This is a genomic window from Cohnella pontilimi (assembly GCF_005049045.1).
In the GTDB taxonomy this organism is placed as follows: domain Bacteria; phylum Bacillota; class Bacilli; order Paenibacillales; family Paenibacillaceae; genus Cohnella; species Cohnella pontilimi.
Genome location: NZ_SUPK01000003.1, coordinates 269,701 through 289,358, shown reverse-complemented (window position 1 = coordinate 289,358; position 19,658 = coordinate 269,701). Strand labels below are relative to the sequence as shown.

The window sequence follows — 19,658 nt, the reverse complement described above, 5'->3', positions numbered from 1 at the left end:
GGGCGGATGGACATGGGCGTTTGGATGGCATTTTTGGGGGCTTCCGTGATTCTGACGTTGATGCCCGGCCCGGACATCCTATTCGTCATCGCCCAAAGCGCCGCAGGCGGGCCGAAGCAGGGCTCGGCCATCGCGCTGGGATTGTGCACGGGGCTTCTCGCGCACATCTCCGCCGCGGCGCTGGGCGTCTCCGCCGTCGTGTACGGTTTGCCTTACGCCATGCCGGCCGTGAAAACGGCCGGCTCTTTGTATTTGTTGTACTTGGCGTGGATGTGCTTGAAGCCTGCGAAGCCGGCGGCGGCGCCGGTTTCGGCTTCGGAGGTGGCTGCCGGGCAGGAGCGGCCTGTGGCTATGTCCTATGGCCGGTTGTATCGGCGGGGGATTTTGATGAATGTGCTGAATCCCAAAGTATCGCTGTTTTTTATTGCGTTCCTTCCGAGCTTCGTCCGGCAAGGTGCGGGTCCTGTGCCGGTGCAAATGTTTGTTCTGGGCTTCACGTTTCTGCTTCAATCGCTCGTCATTTTCCACTTGGTTGCGATGTTTGCGGGACGGTTAGGAAGGCGATATTTACAGAGAGGGGAAGCCGCCCGCCGCCGGACAAGCATCGCGGAAGGTCTATTATACGCGACGCTTGCGCTGTTTCTTTTGTTCGGTTAAGGGGCAGGAGTGTGGTGATGGATGCGCACCTTGCCGCCTTTGCGAGCGCCTGCTCTTGTGGCGGGTGCTTTTCTTTTCGCAGACCGGGAAAGCCCGGCTTGGATGGAGCCCTTGCGCAGCAGGGGCCGATTGCCGGGGCGCCTAGTTTTGGCCATGGTCTTTCCTCCTTTTTCGCGTGAGCGCGTAACGTGTGTTACACGATATGCGCCCACCCGGCCGGCGGTGCTTGGCGGCGGATGATCGTTAAGCGGGTCCCACCGGTGGGTGGGGGTTACCAAGGAGCTACTCGATGCACCATATTTCGGCTAGAATATAGAGCATGAGAGTTGAAGGAGCGTCGACGTGATGATTGGGGTTGCAGCGGGACTAGGCGCGGTGGGATGTCTGGTAGGGGCAAGTGTGCTGACGATATTCGGGATGACGGCCAAAGCACAGCAGCCTCGGCCTATCCCGAATTCGATGGAGCCGACTGTACCCTTTGAATATGTGGAATGGACAAGCGGGGGAGGCAAAGTTCGCGGATGGATGCTGCCGCAGCCAGGCGCTGGGAAATCACCGGCGGTGCTGGTCGCACATGGCTGGGGCTCGAATCGGGCACGTGTGCTGAGGTTTGCGATTCCGCTCCATGAAGCGGGGTTCGCCGTGCTGATGTACGATGCGAGAAGCCACGGGGAGAGCGAGAAGCATCCGGCTCCAACCGGACTGATGTTCCGCGACGATCTGCTGGCAGCACTCGAGTGGCTGCGAAACCGCGCGGACATCGACACCGGTCGGGTCGGGGTACTCGGACATTCGCTCGGCGGCTTCGGCGCGGTGCTCGCGTTGGCCGAAGGGGCACCGATCGCGGCGCTCGTTACGGATTCCATGCCGGTCAAGTTCGATACGATGATCGGAGCCGAGCTGAGCAGACGCAAGCTGCCGCGATATCCATTGGCTCATGTCATTCCGCGCATCATGGCGATGCGCAGCGGCATATCCCGTTCAATCATGAAAAAAGCCGACCCGGCGAAGATACTGGCGGACAACTTGAAAGGCCGCAACATTCCGGTGCTGCTGGTGCACTCACGCGGGGACGGTTACATTCCTTCCACCGAGTTGGACCACGTGCTGTTAAACAATCCGCAGCTTCCTCACTTGTACGTCGACGTCAGCGGACACAGCTCGTCCGAGCAGGATCCCGCATTTTGGCCGGCTGTTCTTGGCTTCTTCCAAACCCATCTCGGTATGAACAAAGAAAATAGGCTCGCGGCATCGGCCGCAAGCCCGTCAAGAGAAATATATTGAAAAGGGGGGTCATGTTTATATTGTACCCCCCCTTTGTTGTGACAATATGAACGTGATGTTACAGTTCGATTACAAAATGGCGGTTGTAATGGCGGGATACGGACGCGTGTTTATCCAACGTTAGTTCCATAAAACCGCGGCAGTCTAGGACTATACTTTCCTGTCCTAAACTGCCGCGGTTTCTTTTAATAGCTCAGTCCAACCCTTATTTAACGGAGCATGTCGGGTGTTTCATCCCGCAAATCGGCCAGGAATTGACGCATGATGCCATTGATCTTGATATTCATTATGGTTATAGAGATTGCTGTTGCAAAGTCAATCTTAAAAATGGGGCAGCAATCTTAAATAATTGGCATTCCAACAAGGAATGTCTTCTATTACGATGAAAACGACAAGCGCTCGTTACCTTGAAAAACGGAAAAATATGCGCAGATTTTTCCGGAAAGTTTCCCAGGAGAGCTGAGCAAGAACACTGTAAGGGGGAAATGGAATGTTGAACCGAAAGAAGTCATGGTTTGTGATCGTCAGTATCATCCTGTCCGCAGCTTTGATGTTGGCGGGTTGCGGCAAATCCAAGAGCGAATCGTCGAACAGCCCGTCCGCCGAAAACAGTCCGGCTTCAAGCGGGCAAGCGAGCGAGAAAGCGAGCGACTCGCCGAAGAAGGACGTCACGATTACGTACACCATATGGGATCAGCTCCAGCAGCCTGCCATGGAAGCCATCGGCAAGGAATTCACGGCTCAATATCCGAATATCAAGGTCAAAGTCGAAGTCATTCCCTGGAACGATTACTGGACGAAGATGTCCGCGGCGGCACCGGCCGGAACGCTGCCTGATGTGTTCTGGATGCACTCCGGTCAATTCACCAAATTCGTGTCCGGCAACTTCCTCGAGCCGATCACGGACAGGGTCAGCACCGGCAAAATCGATTTGAACAATTATGAAGCCAATCTCGGCTCGATCTATACGCTGAACGGACAAAACTATGCCCTTCCCAAAGACTTCGACACGATCGGCCTTGCCTATAACAAAGAATTGTTCGATAATGCCGGCATTCCATATCCGGACGATACTTGGGATTATGCTAAGCTGGCGGAGGTTGCCAAGAAGCTGAGCCAGCCCGACAAAGGCATTTACGGTTTCGCAGCCAAAATGGATACGCAAACCGGCTATTGGAATGACATGCTGGCCAATGGGGGACACATCGTCACCGATGACATGTCCAAATCTGGTTACGACGAACAGGCTTCGATCGAAGCGCTAAAGGCCCGGTACCAGCTCATTCTCGACAAAGCTTCCCCGACCCACCAGCAAATGACGGATACGGACGCCACCGAGATGTTCAAATCCGGCAAAGTGGCCATGATCTTTGAAGGCGACTGGCGGACCAACGATATCGACGGCAGCGATAACATCACAGGAAAGTGGAATTGGGCGCCGCTTCCGAAAGGAAAGGTCAAACGCGGTAACATCATCAACGGTCTCGGCAACGCCATGTCGGCCGCCGGCAAGCACAAAGAGGAGGCGGGTCTGTTCCTTGAATTCCTCGGTTCGAAGCGGGCAGCCGAAATTACGGCGGAGATGGGCGCGGCCATTCCGGCATTCAAAGACACGCAAGGCGCGTGGGTTAAATCGAAACCTCATTTGAACCTGCAAGTATTCATTGACCAGGCGTCCGAAGCGGTGCCGTATCCGGCCGGCATGAAGTCGTATCCGGTCTGGTTCCCGAAAGAAGGCGAAATCATGTCCCAAGCTTGGGGCGGAGCGATTTCCATCGAAGAGGGCGCCAAGAAAGTGGCTAACATGATGAACCAGGCGATTGCGGACAACAAGTAGAACCGGCCGATAAAAGCAGAGTCGGGGGCGTTCCGGAAACCGGAACGCCCCCGATGAACAGGCAGGGGCGATGGACATGAATTCTCGAAGCAAATATGCGTGGGCATATATCATGATCGCGCCAACATTAATCGGAACCTTGGTCTTTTGGGGTAGTCCGGCCATCTATTCCCTTTATTTGGGCTTCATGAAATCCGAAAACTTCGGACTGATCAATCACTGGGTCGGGCTGGACAATTATCATAAATTGTTCAGGGATGAGGAGTTTTGGCGCAATCTGCGAAATACGCTCTATTATGTGGTGCTGGTTGTGCCGCTCACACTCGTGTTTTCCACGTTTTTCGCCGTGCTGATGAATACCAGGATCAAGGGCGCTTCCGTTTACCGGGTCATCTTTTTTCTGCCGCAAGTTACGATGCCCGCAGCCGTTGCCCTGGTTTGGATCGTTTTATTTGCGCAGGATTTCGGGCTGTTAAATTATTTCTTGGGAACGCATATCGCCTGGATTTCCGATCCGCGGTTCGCCATGTATGCGCTTGTCCTGGTTGGCGTTTGGGGCGGAATTGGTTTTAACATGCTTCTCATTCTGGCCGGCTTGCAGAACATCCCGCGAACTCTGTACGAGGCGGGAGAGCTCGAGGGGGCCGTCGGTTTCCGTAAATTCCGCCACATAACGCTTCCATTGCTCACTCCGACATTGTTCTTCACGACAGTCATCTTGATGATCGGAGCCACACAAATTTTTGACTCGATCTATTTGATCATCGGGAAAACGAACGTCGCACTTCCTTCCGTCCGTTCGCTGGTATATGCCTATTACCAAAACGCCTTCGTCTATTACGATCAAAACTACGGCGCGGTCATGGTGAACATCCTTCTGCTCATCAACCTGATTTTGACCGGATTCCAGTTCATGCTGCAAAAGAAATGGGTCTTCTACGAATGAGGAGGGGTGACATGAGCGGCAATCGAACGACCGCGGTCCGCAAGACCCATTTTGCCATTCACTTGATCTTGATTGTCGGCGCCGTCGTCATGATCGTTCCTTTCTTGTGGATGATTCTGACTTCATTTAAGACGACGACCGAAGCGACACAAATTCCGATTGTCTTTTTCCCCCGCCATCCATCATTCGCGGCATATGCGGAAGTGATCGAAAAGTCGGATTTTCCGCATTACTATCTCAACACCGCGTTTTCTGCTTTGATGAAGACGGTGTTTCCCGTCATTTTCAGTTCGATGGCGGCTTATGCCTTCGCCAGAATCCAGTTCCCGGGGAAAACACTGTGCTTTTTCCTGATCATTTCCGTCATGATGGTTCCCAACGCCGTTTTTTACACGCCGCAATATATCATTATGAGCAAGCTTGGATTGGTCAACACGGTAACGGCGCTTTGGATCTGCTCGCTCATCAGTCCCTTCGCCACTTTCCTTCTCAGACAGTATTTCCTCAGCATATCCAAGGAATTGGAGGAAGCCGCGATTTTGGACGGCTGTAATCCGTTTCAAATTTATCGCTTCATCATGCTGCCGCTCGTCAAATCAGCGCTGGTCGCCATTGTCATCATTCAGTTGCTCTGGACCTGGAATGATCTTCAGTGGCCGCTGATCATCAACAGCTCGCCCGAGAAGCTGACTTTGTCGGCGGGGCTCGCCACGCTCGCTTCCGCATTTTACTCGAAATACCCTGTTCTCACAGCGGGCGCTTTTATGGCTGTCATTCCGATGATTCTGCTTTTCTTTATTTTCCAAAAACGTTTTATCGAAGGCGTTGCATTCAGCGCGCATAAAGGTTGATGGGTCATAACGGCATCCATAGCATGCTGTTCGAGTCGACGGGGTGGTTTGATGAAATGACTCATGAGCGGACGAACAGGTTCCTGTTTCGTCCGCTTTTTACTCGATTGCCGGAGATTCATGACAAAGCGTAGGACTCATGGTTTAATAAATAGGGGGTGGAAAAAATGCCCAGCCGCTGGCTTCTCTCGATTCTGACTCTAATCCTGGCATCCGCAATCGTAGTCGCATGCAACGGAGATAACGAAAATACGGAAACTTCGGGGAAAGAGACAGACGGCGGCAAACCGGATGATTTCGTCACCCTCAAGATGATCATGCCGGGCGACGAATCCGCCCGAATGCGGGAGTTCGTGGACAATGAGTTGAACGACCGGCTTAAGAATGATTTGAACATGAAACTCGAATTGACCTACATCCCGTGGGGAAGCTACCAGCAAAAGTTGGAACTGTCGCTCTCCACGGGCGAAGACTATGATCTTTTCTGGCATGGAACGCCCTTCGTCTCTGGTTATAAATCGAAAGGGTACATCCAGCCGCTTGACGAACTGCTGCAGAAATACGGTCAGAATCTGATCAAGAATATTCCGGCGGAGAACTTCAAACTCGACCAGATTGACGGCAAACAGTGGGCGATTCCTTCCCAGGCTTTCACGTCGGCAGGCAAATTCACCTCCGTCATGGTCCGGCAGGATTTGCTGGAGTCGGTCGGCATGACGGAGATCCGAACGATTGCGGATCTGGAAGCCTTCTATCGGAAAATGCACGCCATAGACCCCAGTTATTACGGCTACCTGGAAACGGATCGGGGCCACGAAGTCCTCTGGCGCGAATTGTCCGGAGAGAACCTGACCGCGTTCGACGAACGGAATCTGTTCGCGGTCAACGAGGATACGGGTGAGTTGGTGAATTATGTTGAATCCGATCTTTACAAAAAGGTGGCGCATTTACGCGAAGATTGGGTCAAAAAAGGGATTATCGACAAAAACCTGGTCGGTAATCCGCAGTCGAAGATCGATCAGGAGAACGCTGGAAAGCTGCTGTTCCGCGTCGGCGCCGTCTCCAGAGCGATGGAGAACCTGCAAACCGCACAGAAAGCGGATTCCGGAGCCAAGCTTCGCGAATATTTCCTCGCTCCGGACAAACCGAGATATATCGTTGCTCCCAGCAACGAGGCATACATGATTCCGGCGGCAGCCAAGCACGCGGAACGGGCCATGATGTTCATGAATTGGATTCTGAAAAGCAAGGATAATTACAATTTCATCATCTTCGGCGTCGAGGGCAAATATTATCGGATCGAAAACGGCAAAATCAAGCTTCTAACGAACGACCAGTTGATGTACGAATGGATGTGGCGGAATAAAAACTATTTCACCGCGCCGACGAACGTGCCGGACGACGTCGTTCGCGACATGCTCCACAACGACGACAACGCCAAAATATCCAGGCTATTCGGGTTCCACTTCAACGAAGAACCGGTGAAGAAGGAAATGGCGCAAGTGCTGACAGTTTACAAGGAAAAGTTCGATCTCATCAACTCCGGTCTAGTCGGATACAATTCCGGTTTTTCAAGCGCCATGACCGCTCTCAAGAAAGCGGGTTACGACAAGGTGTTTGCCGAACTGAAGAAGCAGTTCAACGAATTTAATGCCGGACGTCCCTAAATGAATTCCATTCGACAACCGGAGGCGAAGTTTTTGAAGCGATTCGGAATATTCGCCAAAATGATGATTATGTTAATGATTCTTCTGACTCCGATCCTGGTCCTGTATGCGATATCCAACCGCACCAGCACGACGGTGTTAACCCAGGAAATCATGAAAGTGAAACGGAATCAGATCGAATCGTCCGCCGGACAGTTGAACCAATTGTTTGCCCAGTTCGACTCATACAAGAAAATGCTTTACGAGAGCACCGACGTTCGCAACCTCGCATACCCGGACTTGCTGGGTGACGATCTCCTCCAGTATCATACGCTGCGGACCGTTTCGGAAGAAATCAACAGGCTTGCCGGATATGGAAACTGGAAGGCCGTCATTGCCGTCGTCTATCCGAAAACCGGAATGGTCATCCGAAGTAATTCCAATCTCAACGCGCTGCCCGAATTGCTCCCGGACCATGACGCCTATTGGGATTACCGAAGGGACGACCGCGGTTCCTATTTCATCGATACGTTCTCTTATCCGGATCAATGGTCAAACACGGAGCAGCCGGACATACGGGTGGTCGTCAAGGTGGACGAAACCGAAATCATGAGCCAGCTGACGGAGCTCAAGTCGGGAGGTTTTTCGGATCCTATTCTGTTCCTGCCCGATGCGGATCCGATCTACAACTATTCGGCCAACCGAGGGCTGATCCGCGGGCTGAGGCCTGCGCTGCAATTCATCCGGAATCTCCCGGACGGTGAGCAGACGTTCTTGAACGCGGACGCCGATGGGAATACCTATCAGATCCATTTTCAAAAAATCGAGTCCTTGGGTTGGTACTTAGTCGACTACATTCCGATCAGCCGCATCATGAAACCGATCAATCGAGACAGGACGATGTTTTATTCGATCAGCGGCATGATGCTGTTCATGGCCGTTTGTCTCTCGTTCCTGTTGTACCGGAACATACGCATTCCTTTTCGCAAGCTGCTTCAGAGTATGAATCTGATCGAGAAGGGGATCTATTCGAGCCGGATGAGGGACCGACCGCCGGGAGAATTCCGGATCCTTTACGACCGGTTCAATGCCATGGCTGAAAGAATCGAGGATTTGATCGAGGTCGTGCTCAAGGAACAGATCCAAAGCAAGGAAGCCAATCTCAAACACCTCCAGTCCCAAATCAACCCCCATTTTCTGTACAATACGCTGGCATACATCAAGAGCATGATCGAATTGGGCGAGAAAGAAGCGGCCATCGCCATGACGATGAGCCTGAGCAAATATTACCGATATACCACCAAATCGGGAAAAAAGCTGGCGACGGTAAGGGAGGAGTTGGAATTGGTTTCCCATTATCTCCAAATCCATCGCAGTCTTACGGATTCCTTTGAATTCGAATTCGAAATGGATGACAGGCTTCTCGACCTGGAAGTACCGCGCCTCATTCTGCAACCGCTCGTGGAAAATGTCGTCTTGCATGCCTTTAAAAACAACGATGAATATGGAATCGTGCGTATCGTCGGCAGAATGGACGGAGATGCTGCCCGTCTCTCCGTGGAAGATAACGGGCCGGGCATGCCCCTTCCCGATCTGGACGCTTTGCAAACCGCCTTTCGCAGCGTGAAAAACGAGGAAATCGAGTCGGGATTGCTCAACGTGCACCGGAGAATGCAGCTTTTATTCGGAGATGACGCGGGACTTCGCATCATGCCTTCCGATTCGGGAGGCGTGGCGGCGGAATTGCGGTGGACGGTCCCGGAGGGCAACGGAAGCCTGACGGAAGACGGTAAGGGGGAATTGCGGGTTGTATGAAATCATGATCGTAGATGACCATACCCATCTGGTCGACAGTCTGGCCATCGGATTGCCTTGGGACGATATGGGCATATCGGCCGTGCATAAGGCGTATTCCGCCGAAGAGGCGCTGGAGCTGCTTCAATATCGTCAGGTCGACATTCTCGTCACGGATATTCAAATGCAGGGCATGACCGGACTGGAGCTCGTCTCGGAAGTGAACGCCAAATGGAGCAATATCCGGTCGGTCATTCTGACTGGATACGATGAATTCCAATATGCCAAGCAAGCGCTTCGACAGGGCGTTTTCGACTACCTGCTCAAGCCGGTCGCGAATGAGGAGTTGGAGCGGACGCTCCGGAAGCTCATAGCCGATATTCAAGCGCACGGCGAGCGGATGGTGGGCGAACAGAAATTGTTTCGCCTGTTTAAGGAAGGTCTTCCGAAACTCCGTGAGGGTCTGCTTCGGGACTTGTTGGTGGGAACCCGCATACCGAGAACGGTTGTGGAGGAAAAAACACGGTTGTACGAGCTTCCGTTCCCATGGGGTTATCCGATCGCATTGATCAGCCTAAGGCTGGAGGAGAAAGACGAGAGTCGGGACGTCTACGCGTCTTCTTTGATGGAGTATGCCGTCGCAAATATCGCGGATGAAGTGTTAGCCGGAGAGTTTGCCGTTTGGCACGGAAAAGACCGACACGATTATCTCATATTTCTCGTCCGGCCTCTGCCGGCTGCGTCGGAAGAAAAAGAGCCGCGCGACGCGGTGGAGCATCATGTCCGGATGATTCAGCAACACATCAACCGGTTTCTGAAAATCAAGGTATCCGCGGTGTTGAGCGACTGGGGGGAGTTCCCCGCGGCGCTGCCGGCTCTACATCAATCCACGATCGCGGCATATACGGATGTGATCGGCGATCAAACCGACAGCTTCTTGTACGCGGTTCAGGAAACGTACCTTCAAGAGATTCGTCCTTTGACGGAATTGTATGCTCCTCCAACACTGCTGCAGCTTATTGAAATCGAGCAATGGAATGCTTTCGAGCAGAAATTGAACCGCATATTTGAAGAGTTAGATTCGCACGGGATCAAATCCAGGGAGTATGTTTACGAAACATATGCCTCATTGTTGCAGGCTTACTCCTATTTCGTTCATAAAAAAGGAAGGTGTCTTCCGGAAGTATTCGGACAAAACGCGAAGATGTCGATGCGGATGGAGGCGGGCTGGAGTGTGGCGGCGCTTCGGGATTGGAGCTACCGGCGCTTGAGCGAACTGAAGGCATACAGCGATAAGCAATCCGATCATTTTCGCAGCAATTTGATGGAGCAAATTTACGAATTCGTCCGTCATCATCTGAAAGACGTCACCTTGCAGTCCGTGGCCGATCACGTCCATTTGCATCCTGTCTATGTCTCCAACCTTTTCAAATCCGAGTCCGGAGAGAATTTTTCGGGCTACGTTCTTCGGCAACGAATGGAAAGCGCCCTCTATTTATTGAAAACCAAAGATATGAAAATCAATCAAATCGCTCTCGAGATTGGCTATCAAAAACCTCAATATTTTATTAAGTTGTTCAAAACTCATTTCGGAATCACGCCGCATGAATACAAAAATAGCATGTAAGTTTGCCCGATTGGCGGCGGTCTCGCATAAAATTCGCTATTCTATGCGAGCAAAGAGGTATCTCGACCTATTACCGAGATACCTCTTTTTAGATTTGGGACAAAGGCGAGTTGAACCCCTGCTATTCCTTCTCTTGCTCCCGCATGCGGGTCATTTGCTGCCACACCGAGCCGGCGGCTTCTTCGCCGCGTTCGATGCGGGCGACGGCCATCTCCGCCTGCAGCTTGACCTCGAACTCCGGCTCACTGGCCGCGACCCGGCGCAGCGCCTCGAGCGCCGTCTCGTCGCCGGCTTCGTAGAGGAAACGGGCGGCGCGCCAACGGACGAGCTTATTGGCATCGCCGAGCGCTTCCGTCATCGGTCCGGTGGCGGCGGGATCGCCGAGATCGGACAACGTGTCGCCGGCCGTCCGCCGCACGGGCGCGGAAGAATCCTTCAGAGCCGCGAACAGATGCGGCATTACTTCCGGCGTACGAAGGTCGCCCAAGTAGACGACCGCGAGCCGGCGGATGGACATTTGCGGGTCGCGCAATGCGAGCGCGAGGAGATCCACATCTTGCGGCTCGGGCTTCAACCGCTCGAAAGCCGCGTATCGTACGCGCCAATCCTCCGAGCCGAATACGCTTCGCACTTCCTCGCCGCTCAATGGCGCGGGCGGCGCAGGCGGCGGGGCCTCCGGTCCAGCTGCCTGCGCCTGCTCGACGAGATCGCGAAGCCGCTCATCGGGATAGGCGGCGTCCAACTCGCGCACGACCTCGTCGAGAATGTCCTGCGGCTCACCGTAACGCACCCCGAGCTCCTCGAGTTTACGCTCGCGAATCATCGTCGCCCCGGCGGCTTCCGTCACCGCCTTCGTAAACCGCTCCGGCATCGCCGCACGCGACTCTTGCCCGCCGTGGCGGACACGCAGCTGGATCGGGATGCCGCGGAACATTTGCACGAGCACGTGCGCTTCGCCGAATCCTCCCGCCTCAGGTGCAGCCGCCGCCACCGCGGATCCTTCGCCCTCGGCGCCGAACGCTTCGCGCACCTCCTGCAAAATCACGGCCCAGTCGGCGCCGCCCTTGCGGTCCACCGCGATGAAATCCGCGGTATGAAACACACCCTTCACGCCCGGAATGCGCAGCAGCCGGGCAATGAGCGGCGGCGCCGATTCGGTGTGCTCCGCCGTATACGACAAGCGGACACCCGCAGGCAGCCGCTCGTCGAGATTGAGCTTCATCGAATTCGGACTCGGTGTCGGCTCAATAGACAACAGCTTCATTTTCGAATGACCTCGCTTTTCGATAACCTTCTTACTCCTTACAATACCCCAACCCGGTTCCGATTGCCAAAGCATGGCTTGCCGATCGAGGTTCAGGGCAAACTGGAAGTGGTAAATTCCATAGGAAAAACATCAACGAACCTCATCGCAAACCGCGTTACACCCGATAAAAACGAACGCAAATGATGCGCGCGTATTTTGCGTCATGCTTGGTACATTTCATCATTTCCTGCTATAGTATGAATGAGCACAACATCGGAGGGATTACATGCGTAAGCCACGCGTTCGGCAGCGCTTCGCCAACCTGGACTCCGCCCATGCGAACAGTGCTCCCATCGAATCCATCGGGCGATGGAGTCAGGAGCGGCTGAACCGGATTCGCTCAAGCCGGGATTACAGCCACTGCGTACCTAACGTTAAACCCGATACCGTTTTTCTGCAGCACAATCGTACCGAACCGTCTATCACCTGGATCGGGCATTCTACTTTCCTGATTCAACTGGGCGGCTTGAACATTGTCACCGACCCCGTATGGGCCCGCCGGATGGCGTTTCAAAAACGTCTCGCCCCGCCCGGCGTAGAATTGTCGGACATGCCTGCCGTAGATGTCGTCCTCGTCTCGCATTCCCACTACGATCATTTGCATATGTCGTCGCTTCGCAGATTGCGCGGACAGAAGAAGCTGCTCGTTCCGGCAGGACTTCGTTCGAAAATGTTTTTGCGAGGATTTCGAGACACGCATGAGCTTCATTGGTGGGAAAACACGACGCACCACAACGTGAAGTTCACCTTCGTCCCGGCTCAGCACTGGACCCGGCGAAATCCGTGGGACATGAACCGCTCCCATTGGGGCGGATGGGTGATCGAGGCGGACAACGGACCGACGATCTATTTTGCGGGAGACAGCGGATATTTCCGCGGCTTCAGCGACATCGGCCAGAAGTTCGACATCGATGTGGCGCTGCTTCCGATCGGAGCCTACGATCCCGAATGGTTCATGTCGCCGCAGCATGTCAGCCCCGAAGAAGCGCTTCAGGCGTTTCTCGATGTAAGGGCGAAATATTTCATCCCCATGCATTACGGTGCCTTTAAGCTGGCGGACGACACGCCCAAGGAAGCGCTGGAGCGGCTCGAGGCCGCGAGAATCCAACTCGAAATCCCGGAAGAACAGCTGTTTCTCTTGCAGCACGGAGAGACGATGCGTTTTCATAGCCACAATGACGATAGGTCAGCACAATCAGTAAATGAAGAAAAGGATGGAGACGACTCATGATTACGGTCAACGGCGTGAGCCTGCGTTACGGCAAGCGCCCTCTTTTTGAAGATGTTAACATCAAATTCACCCCCGGCAACTGCTACGGTCTGATCGGAGCGAACGGTGCGGGGAAATCGACATTCCTGAAAATTCTTTCGGGCGAAGTCGAGCAGACGAGCGGCGAGGTGCACATTACGCCGGGCGAGCGTCTGGCGGTGCTGAAGCAGAACCACTTCGAGTACGACGAGTACCCGGTCCTCGAGACGGTCATTATGGGCCACGAGCGCCTCTATTCCGTCATGAAAGAGAAGGACGCGATTTACGCCAAGGATCCGTTCACCGATGAAGACGGCATGCGCGCGGGAGAGCTCGAGTCCGAGTTCGCTGAGATGAACGGCTGGGAAGCCGAGAGCGAAGCTGCAGGCTTGCTGAACGGCCTCGGCATCACGACGGATCTGCACGACAAAAAGATGGCGGAGCTCGGCGGCAACGAGAAAGTGCGCGTGCTGCTCGCGCAGGCGTTGTTCGGCAATCCGAACATTTTGCTGCTTGACGAGCCTACCAACCATTTGGACATTGAGTCCGTCAGATGGCTGGAAGACTTCCTGTCGCGGTACGAAGGCACCGTCATCGTCGTATCCCACGACCGCCATTTCTTGAACCAAGTATGTACGCATATCGCCGACATCGATTTCGGCAAAATCCAGATGTACGTGGGTAACTACGACTTCTGGTACGAGTCGAGCCAATTGGCTTTGACGCTGATGCGCGACCAGAATAAGAAAAAAGAAGACAAGATCAAAGAGCTGCAGGCGTTCATTCAGCGCTTCTCGGCCAACAAATCCAAAGCGAAGCAGGCGACAAGCCGCCGCAAGCTGCTCGATAAAATCTCGCTCGACGACATCAAGCCTTCCAACCGTAAATATCCGTTCATCAACTTCAAGCCGGAGCGCGAAGTCGGCAAGCAAGTCGTGTCGGTGGAAAATGTTTCGGCGACGGTGGACGGGGAGAAAGTGCTCGATTCGATTTCGTTCGTACTGAATAAAGGCGACAAAATCGCGCTGGTCGGTCCGAACGGCCTGGCCAAAACCGTCCTGTTCCAAATTCTCGTCGGAGAGCGGCAGCCGGACGAAGGCAGCGTCACATGGGGCGTTACGGCCACGCCGGCGTATTTCCCGAAAGACAACTCCGCCTATTTCGAAGGCGTGGAGCTGAACTTGGTAGAATGGCTTCGCCAGTATTCCAAAGATCAGGACGAATCTTTCATCCGCGGCTTCCTGGGCCGCATGCTCTTCTCAGGTGACGAAGCGCTCAAAAAAGGGTCGGTATTGTCCGGGGGAGAGAAAGTTCGCTGCATGCTGTCCAGAATGATGCTGACCGGCGGCAACGTGCTGCTGCTCGACGAGCCGACCAACCACTTGGATCTGGAGTCGATCACGGCACTGAACAACGGAATGATCGACTTTGACGGCCCAATCATATTCACGTCGCATGACCATCAATTCGTCGAAACGATCGCCAACCGCATCATCGAAATTACACCGAACGGCATCATCGATCGCCTGATGACTTACGAAGAGTATCTGGAGCATCCGGAAGTGCAGCAGCTGCGCGCCCGCTTGCTGTCGGCGTAATTCATGCAACCGGCCGCCCGCCCGAATAGGGGGGCGGCTTTTTCGCGGAAAGGAACGAACATGCGCATACTTGTCACAGGAGCGGCGGGCTTTATCGGGTTTCACACGGCCCGGCGCTTGCTGGAGGACGGCCATACCGTCGTCGGAGCGGATAGCCTGAACGATTATTACGATGTGGAGCTCAAACAATCCCGGCTCCACGCACTGTCCGCATACGACCGGTTCCATTTTCATCAAGCGGCGCTTGAGCGTACAGAGGATGTCGCCGGCTTGTTTCGGGACGGAGAGGTCGAAGTCGTCATCCACCTTGCCGCTCAAGCGGGTGTCCGACATAGCGTGACCCACCCGCATGCGTACATTCAATCGAATATCGTCGCCTTCACCAACGTGTTGGAAGCCTGCGTCCAGCATCGGATTCGGCACCTTCTCTATGCCTCTTCCAGCTCCGTATACGGCGCGAACGCCAAAATGCCTTACGCCGAAGAAGATGCTGCCGATCATCCGGTGAATTTGTACGCCGCCACCAAAAAGGCGAACGAGCTGCTCGCGCACAGCTACAGCCACCTTCACGGGCTGCCGTGCACGGGTTTGCGGTTTTTCACCGTGTATGGACCATGGGGCAGACCGGATATGGCGTACTTTAAATTCACGAAAAGCATCCTGGAGAACCGGACCCTGCAAGTGTACAACCACGGAAAAATGAAACGAGACTTCACGTATATCGATGACATTGTGGAAGGGATCGCGAGGTTGCTGCATCTGCCGCCGGATTCAGGCTCCAGCGGCGCGCCGTACCAGATTTACAACATCGGCAGCGGCCGTCCCGAGGAATTGATGACGCTCATCCGCACGCTCGAAGAGCTGCTCGGCAGAATGGCTGAGCTCGAATATTTGCCGATGCAGCAAGGTGAAATGTTGGCGACGTATGCCGACATCAGCAAGCTGCAGAAGGCGATCGATTACCGGCCATCTACCTCGCTGCGTGAAGGCTTGGAGCGGTTCGTGGATTGGTACAGGGGTTATTACCGGGAATGAAAAACGGGCGGCCGTTCTGGTCAGCCCAAAAGTGTTGCGCATAGGTCGCTTTAACTCGGATCGGATCTGCAACTGCATTTTGCAAAATTAAATCGCTGGTTTCGCATTTTACCTCTCTGTAATTATACTTTGCCAAATTGGAGAGCCTTTTCCCGTACGAATTCGTCAGAATGGCTGCTGTAAGTTGGCCAAATGAAATTGCAGCACATTCGATCCCCCACATGACCTCTCTAATTTGGCAATTTGCAACTACAGCTCCAGCACGCCACAAACACGGGTGTTAACCAGTTCACCTCCGGTCCATTTGTGATACGATGCAATTGGAAGATCCAGTGAGGAGCTCATGTACATGAACACGACCCGAAAGGCGTACGTTGCGTTTTTCATTTACGCTGTATTGATCACGGTGTATTTCGCATTGCAGCCATATGATGTCCCCGCACATTTAATCGGAACACCCGCCGATCCCCGCACTTTTCTGACACCGCAGGAACTGGATGAAGCCCAGCATAGCTTATGGATCCGGGAGTCGTACGCTTTTATCTATCCGGCGCTTCAATGCCTTTTGCTCATCCTAATTTATCAATCCGGTATGATCCATAAGTTAACCGAAAAGCTGTCGAAAGTACATAAAAGCAAAAATGCGGTTCGGTTCGTCTCCTTTCTCTCGGCTTACTTGCTCTATAAGATTTTGTTGCTGCCCGTTCGCTTCTGCTATTACCTCTACCGGTCGCATCTCGGATTAACGGAGCAGCCGTTCTTGTCTTGGCTGTCCGATCGTCTCTTGGATATCGGGGTCGGTGTTTTCACCGAGTTTCTCGTTGTGCTAGTGATCTGGTCGTTTATTCGGCGATTCAAGCAGCGTTGGTGGATCTTTTTGTGGTGCGTAAGCATTCCGGTCATTTTCCTTTTCGTCTATGTCAAACCGGTGCTGATCGATCCGCTTTACAACCAGTATACGCCCATCCAGAATCAAGCGCTGAAGGCTAAAATTCTCCGTTTTGCCCAAACAGCCGGTGTTCCTGCCCAAGACGTCTATGAAGCGGATGTCTCCAAGCAAACGACGACGATCAACGCGTATGTAACGGGGATCGGGTCGTCACTGCGCATTGTCCTTTGGGATACGACGCTGAAGAAGCTGAACGACGATGAGATCATCGCCATTGTTGCCCATGAGATGGGCCATTATCAGTTGCACCACGTCATGAGAGGAACCGTCTACGCCGTGTTGGGGGCATTCGCGTTTTTTGCGGTTACCGCCTGGGTGTGGAGGGTTTATCGAAAAAGAAAAACTGAAGACGGTCCTGACGATTTTGCGGCGCTTTTGGCGATTCTGCTCCTGTTATTGTTTTTGTCTAATCCATTCACCAGCAGGCTTTCTTACGGCATCGAAAAAGAAGCGGACGATTATGCGGCCAGCCTGGTGCATAATCCCGCAGCGAGCATCACTCTTCATCAGAAGCTGGCAAAGTACGATAAAGCCGTCGTATCGGAGCCTTGGCTGAGCCGGTTGTTTTATGGGACACATCCGACGATCCAACAGCGGATTGAAGAAGATATGCAGCAGTTGGGGACAAGTCCGGGTGGGTAAGTGAACGTGATTTGTAGAAGCCGTTCCTGCAATTGCTGGAGCGGCTCTTTTGTTAAATATTGACCAGAATTTGACAACAATTGCAAAAATATCGTGTTACGATTACAAGACTTCATGCGAATGTCCTATGAAAACTTGATGATTCGGGAGGGATCCATGTTATCCATTAGACCTGCTCTGTCGGAAGATGAACCTTTTTTGTTCCAGTTGTTCGAAGAGTCCAGAAAGCAAGAATTCCTGAACACAGGTTGGCCGGAAGAGCAGATGAGCTCCTTTCTCCACATGCAGTTTGAAGCTCAAAAACGTTCCTATCAGCTGCAAAATCCATCGGCCGCCCACGAGATTATTATTTACCGCCAGAATCGCATAGGCCGTTTGATCACGGACATAACCGATTCTTCCATACATATTCTTGATCTAACGTTGTCCGGAAAGTGCCGGAACCGCGGATTCGGAGCATCCTTGCTTGAAGGATTACAACAAGCGGCAGTCACAACCGGAAGGAACGTGACGCTTCATGTGTTCGAGACGAATTCGGCTCAGAATCTATATCTCCGGCTTGGCTTTCGAATCACGAGAAGCGAAACGCCTTATGTTCGCATGGAGTGGCAGCCTCATTCATGAACGCATCGAAAATGGGAGGTTTGGAAGATGGACCAGTATGTGGGGGAAATTCGCATGTTCGGAGGCAACTTCGCCCCGGACGGCTGGCTGTTTTGTAACGGCCAACAGCTGAACATCAGTCAGTATGAAGTGCTTTTCACGGTCATCGGAACGACTTATGGCGGCGACGGAGTAAACACCTTCGCACTTCCTGATTTAAGAGGACGCATTCCGATGAATAGGGGTACCGGCAGTTCCGGTACGCCATACTCACTGGGGCAAATGGGCGGTACGGAAAACGTTACTTTAACGCCGAATCAAATCGCACAGCATACCCATGCCGTGATGGTGTCACCCGGCAATGGAGAAGCGGCCAGTCCCGCGAATGCGGTATGGGCCGGCAGTACGGTGAATCAATATTCCACGGGTACGCCTAATGCGAATATGGCCGGTCAAACCGTCTCATTCACCGGAGGCAACGGCCCTCATGACAACATGATGCCCTACTTGGCGGTTTCTTTCATTATTGCCACCAACGGATTATTTCCGACGCAATCTTAAGAGAAAATAGGAGGATGAAAAATGGCGGAGCCGTTTATCGGAGAAATTCGAACATTTGCTTTTAACGTGATCCCGCGGGGTTGGATGCCTTGTGACGGACGTCTGTTGCCCATTAATCAAAATCAGGCTTTATTTTCTATCTTAGGGACTACATACGGCGGAAATGGAACGAACAACTTTGCCTTGCCCAACTTGCAGGGAAGAGCTGCCGTTCATGTCAGTCCGGTTATGCCGCTCGGTCAAGCGAGTGGAGAGGAAGTCCATGTTTTGCAAGCAAACGAAATACCGCCTCATACTCACCAAGTCCTTGCAGGCTCCGATGTGGACGAGGTCGGCGGATCTTCTCCAGCGGGAAGGAGTTGGGGAACATCGTTCGTGAATAACTATGCTGCCGCGGGCGGTGCCGCGATGAAGCAGGACGCGCTGGCAGCTGTCGGCGGCCAACCGCATGGGAACAAGCAGCCTTACCTTGTTCTTCAATTTTGTATTGCGATTAGCGGCATTTATCCGCCACGAAATTAAGGGAGGGTGAGAGAGGACATGGATCCGTATGTTGGAGAAATCCGTATATTCGCAGGGAATTTTGCGCCGAAGGGCTGGGCGTTGTGTGATGGCTCGCTGTTATCGATTCAGACCAATACCGCATTATTTTCTCTTCTAGGGACGACATACGGGGGGAACGGCAAGACGAATTTTGCCCTTCCCGATCTTAGAGGGCGTGCTCCCATGCATTTTGGAACGGGTCAAGGCCTGACTCCGCGAAGTCTAGGTGAGAGTGGAGGCAGTGCCAGCGTGCAATTGACGGTTCAGCAGATGCCCTCCCATAATCATGTGCCGAATTGTGTCGCTGGAGCCTCCGACCAAATGAGCCCCGCAGGAGCGGAATGGGGAAATGCGACAGCGGGACGCCAATCGCCATCCCTGTATTCATCCAAATTCGATACCCCGATGAGTCCGCAAGCCATTGGCGCGACGGGTGGAGGGGCACCGCATAACAATATGCAGCCTTATCTCGTGCTGAATTACATTATCGCTTTACAAGGCGTGTTTCCGCCCCGCCCATCATAAGTTGA

At 53.4% G+C, this 19,658-nt stretch carries 18 protein-coding genes; 16 read left to right on the top strand and 2 right to left on the bottom strand.

Annotation, left to right across the window (positions count from 1 at the left end; translation table 11 throughout):
- Positions 1 to 6: 6 nt before the first annotated feature.
- On the top strand, positions 7 to 657 hold the full coding sequence (locus E5161_RS08130) for a LysE family translocator (protein WP_136777219.1): 651 nt from the start codon (positions 7 to 9) through the stop codon (positions 655 to 657).
- Here E5161_RS08130 and E5161_RS20735 read toward each other — a convergent pair.
- Positions 654 to 812, bottom strand: a complete 159-nt coding sequence (locus tag E5161_RS20735) for a hypothetical protein (RefSeq protein WP_169306630.1) — start codon at positions 810 to 812, stop codon at positions 654 to 656. The two genes, E5161_RS08130 and E5161_RS20735, sit on opposite strands and share 4 nt — an antisense overlap.
- 190 nt (positions 813 to 1,002) lie before the next feature.
- Here E5161_RS20735 and E5161_RS08125 point away from each other — a divergent pair, with 190 nt between their 5' ends.
- From E5161_RS08125 to E5161_RS08095, 7 genes are all read left to right on the top strand, one after another.
- Positions 1,003 to 1,941 carry an alpha/beta hydrolase gene (locus tag E5161_RS08125; protein ID WP_136777218.1) on the top strand — a complete coding sequence of 313 codons (939 nt, stop codon included), beginning with the start codon at positions 1,003 to 1,005 and terminating at the stop codon, positions 1,939 to 1,941.
- Between the two features lie 490 nt (positions 1,942 to 2,431).
- Entirely contained in the window at positions 2,432 to 3,778 is a 1,347-nt protein-coding gene (locus E5161_RS08120; RefSeq protein WP_136777217.1) for an ABC transporter substrate-binding protein, read from the top strand.
- 76 nt (positions 3,779 to 3,854) lie between these two features.
- Positions 3,855 to 4,724 (top strand): carbohydrate ABC transporter permease, encoded by an 870-nt coding sequence (locus E5161_RS08115; protein ID WP_136777216.1) that lies wholly within the window; start codon positions 3,855 to 3,857, stop codon positions 4,722 to 4,724.
- An 11-nt stretch (positions 4,725 to 4,735) separates the two neighbouring features.
- Positions 4,736 to 5,575 (top strand): carbohydrate ABC transporter permease, encoded by an 840-nt coding sequence (locus tag E5161_RS08110; RefSeq protein ID WP_211246710.1) that lies wholly within the window; start codon positions 4,736 to 4,738, stop codon positions 5,573 to 5,575.
- A gap of 167 nt (positions 5,576 to 5,742) precedes the next feature.
- Positions 5,743 to 7,242 carry an extracellular solute-binding protein gene (locus tag E5161_RS08105; protein WP_136777214.1) on the top strand — a complete coding sequence of 500 codons (1,500 nt, stop codon included), beginning with the start codon at positions 5,743 to 5,745 and terminating at the stop codon, positions 7,240 to 7,242.
- Between the two features lie 33 nt (positions 7,243 to 7,275).
- A complete protein-coding gene (locus E5161_RS08100) occupies positions 7,276 to 9,036 on the top strand; it encodes a sensor histidine kinase (RefSeq protein WP_169306629.1) in 1,761 nt (586 codons plus the stop codon).
- The gene (locus E5161_RS08095) at positions 9,029 to 10,642 is read left to right on the top strand and encodes a response regulator transcription factor (RefSeq protein WP_136777212.1); all 1,614 of its coding nucleotides are present in this window, start codon (positions 9,029 to 9,031) and stop codon (positions 10,640 to 10,642) included. Before E5161_RS08100 ends, E5161_RS08095 begins: the two co-directional genes overlap by 8 nt.
- A gap of 121 nt (positions 10,643 to 10,763) precedes the next feature.
- Here E5161_RS08095 and E5161_RS08090 read toward each other — a convergent pair whose 3' ends face one another.
- Entirely contained in the window at positions 10,764 to 11,906 is a 1,143-nt protein-coding gene (locus E5161_RS08090) for a conserved virulence factor C family protein (RefSeq protein WP_136777211.1), read from the bottom strand.
- Between the two features lie 268 nt (positions 11,907 to 12,174).
- Here E5161_RS08090 and E5161_RS08085 point away from each other — a divergent pair, with 268 nt between their 5' ends.
- From E5161_RS08085 to E5161_RS08050, 8 genes are all read left to right on the top strand, one after another.
- Positions 12,175 to 13,179, top strand: coding sequence for an MBL fold metallo-hydrolase (locus E5161_RS08085; RefSeq protein ID WP_136777210.1), 1,005 nt, complete (start codon positions 12,175 to 12,177; stop codon positions 13,177 to 13,179).
- Positions 13,176 to 14,795: an ABC-F family ATP-binding cassette domain-containing protein gene (locus tag E5161_RS08080; protein WP_136777209.1), complete on the top strand. Its 1,620-nt coding sequence runs from the start codon at positions 13,176 to 13,178 to the stop codon at positions 14,793 to 14,795. The genes E5161_RS08085 and E5161_RS08080 overlap by 4 nt, the downstream gene beginning before the upstream one ends.
- A gap of 60 nt (positions 14,796 to 14,855) precedes the next feature.
- On the top strand, positions 14,856 to 15,830 hold the full coding sequence (locus E5161_RS08075; RefSeq protein ID WP_136777208.1) for an NAD-dependent epimerase: 975 nt from the start codon (positions 14,856 to 14,858) through the stop codon (positions 15,828 to 15,830).
- Between the two features lie 349 nt (positions 15,831 to 16,179).
- Positions 16,180 to 17,421: a M48 family metallopeptidase gene (locus E5161_RS08070; RefSeq protein ID WP_169306628.1), complete on the top strand. Its 1,242-nt coding sequence runs from the start codon at positions 16,180 to 16,182 to the stop codon at positions 17,419 to 17,421.
- A gap of 156 nt (positions 17,422 to 17,577) precedes the next feature.
- Entirely contained in the window at positions 17,578 to 18,045 is a 468-nt protein-coding gene (locus tag E5161_RS08065) for a GNAT family N-acetyltransferase (protein WP_169306627.1), read from the top strand.
- 27 nt (positions 18,046 to 18,072) lie between these two features.
- Positions 18,073 to 18,585, top strand: a complete 513-nt coding sequence (locus E5161_RS08060; protein WP_136777205.1) for a phage tail protein — start codon at positions 18,073 to 18,075, stop codon at positions 18,583 to 18,585.
- A 21-nt stretch (positions 18,586 to 18,606) separates the two neighbouring features.
- A complete protein-coding gene (locus E5161_RS08055) occupies positions 18,607 to 19,107 on the top strand; it encodes a phage tail protein (RefSeq protein ID WP_136777204.1) in 501 nt (166 codons plus the stop codon).
- An 18-nt stretch (positions 19,108 to 19,125) separates the two neighbouring features.
- A complete protein-coding gene (locus E5161_RS08050; protein WP_136777203.1) occupies positions 19,126 to 19,653 on the top strand; it encodes a phage tail protein in 528 nt (175 codons plus the stop codon).
- Positions 19,654 to 19,658: the final 5 nt, after the last annotated feature.

Coding starts and splice junctions, on each gene's coding strand:
- E5161_RS08050 (WP_136777203.1), top strand. CDS start 19,126: ATGGATCCGTATGTTGGAGAAATCCGTATATTCGCAGGGAATTTTGCG.
- E5161_RS20735 (WP_169306630.1), bottom strand. CDS start 812: ATGGCCAAAACTAGGCGCCCCGGCAATCGGCCCCTGCTGCGCAAGGGC.
- E5161_RS08085 (WP_136777210.1), top strand. CDS start 12,175: ATGCGTAAGCCACGCGTTCGGCAGCGCTTCGCCAACCTGGACTCCGCC.
- E5161_RS08110 (WP_211246710.1), top strand. CDS start 4,736: ATGAGCGGCAATCGAACGACCGCGGTCCGCAAGACCCATTTTGCCATT.
- E5161_RS08060 (WP_136777205.1), top strand. CDS start 18,073: ATGGACCAGTATGTGGGGGAAATTCGCATGTTCGGAGGCAACTTCGCC.
- E5161_RS08115 (WP_136777216.1), top strand. CDS start 3,855: ATGAATTCTCGAAGCAAATATGCGTGGGCATATATCATGATCGCGCCA.
- E5161_RS08125 (WP_136777218.1), top strand. CDS start 1,003: ATGATTGGGGTTGCAGCGGGACTAGGCGCGGTGGGATGTCTGGTAGGG.
- E5161_RS08120 (WP_136777217.1), top strand. CDS start 2,432: ATGTTGAACCGAAAGAAGTCATGGTTTGTGATCGTCAGTATCATCCTG.
- E5161_RS08130 (WP_136777219.1), top strand. CDS start 7: ATGGACATGGGCGTTTGGATGGCATTTTTGGGGGCTTCCGTGATTCTG.
- E5161_RS08075 (WP_136777208.1), top strand. CDS start 14,856: ATGCGCATACTTGTCACAGGAGCGGCGGGCTTTATCGGGTTTCACACG.
- E5161_RS08055 (WP_136777204.1), top strand. CDS start 18,607: ATGGCGGAGCCGTTTATCGGAGAAATTCGAACATTTGCTTTTAACGTG.
- E5161_RS08090 (WP_136777211.1), bottom strand. CDS start 11,906: ATGAAGCTGTTGTCTATTGAGCCGACACCGAGTCCGAATTCGATGAAG.
- E5161_RS08070 (WP_169306628.1), top strand. CDS start 16,180: ATGAACACGACCCGAAAGGCGTACGTTGCGTTTTTCATTTACGCTGTA.
- E5161_RS08080 (WP_136777209.1), top strand. CDS start 13,176: ATGATTACGGTCAACGGCGTGAGCCTGCGTTACGGCAAGCGCCCTCTT.
- E5161_RS08065 (WP_169306627.1), top strand. CDS start 17,578: ATGTTATCCATTAGACCTGCTCTGTCGGAAGATGAACCTTTTTTGTTC.
- E5161_RS08105 (WP_136777214.1), top strand. CDS start 5,743: ATGCCCAGCCGCTGGCTTCTCTCGATTCTGACTCTAATCCTGGCATCC.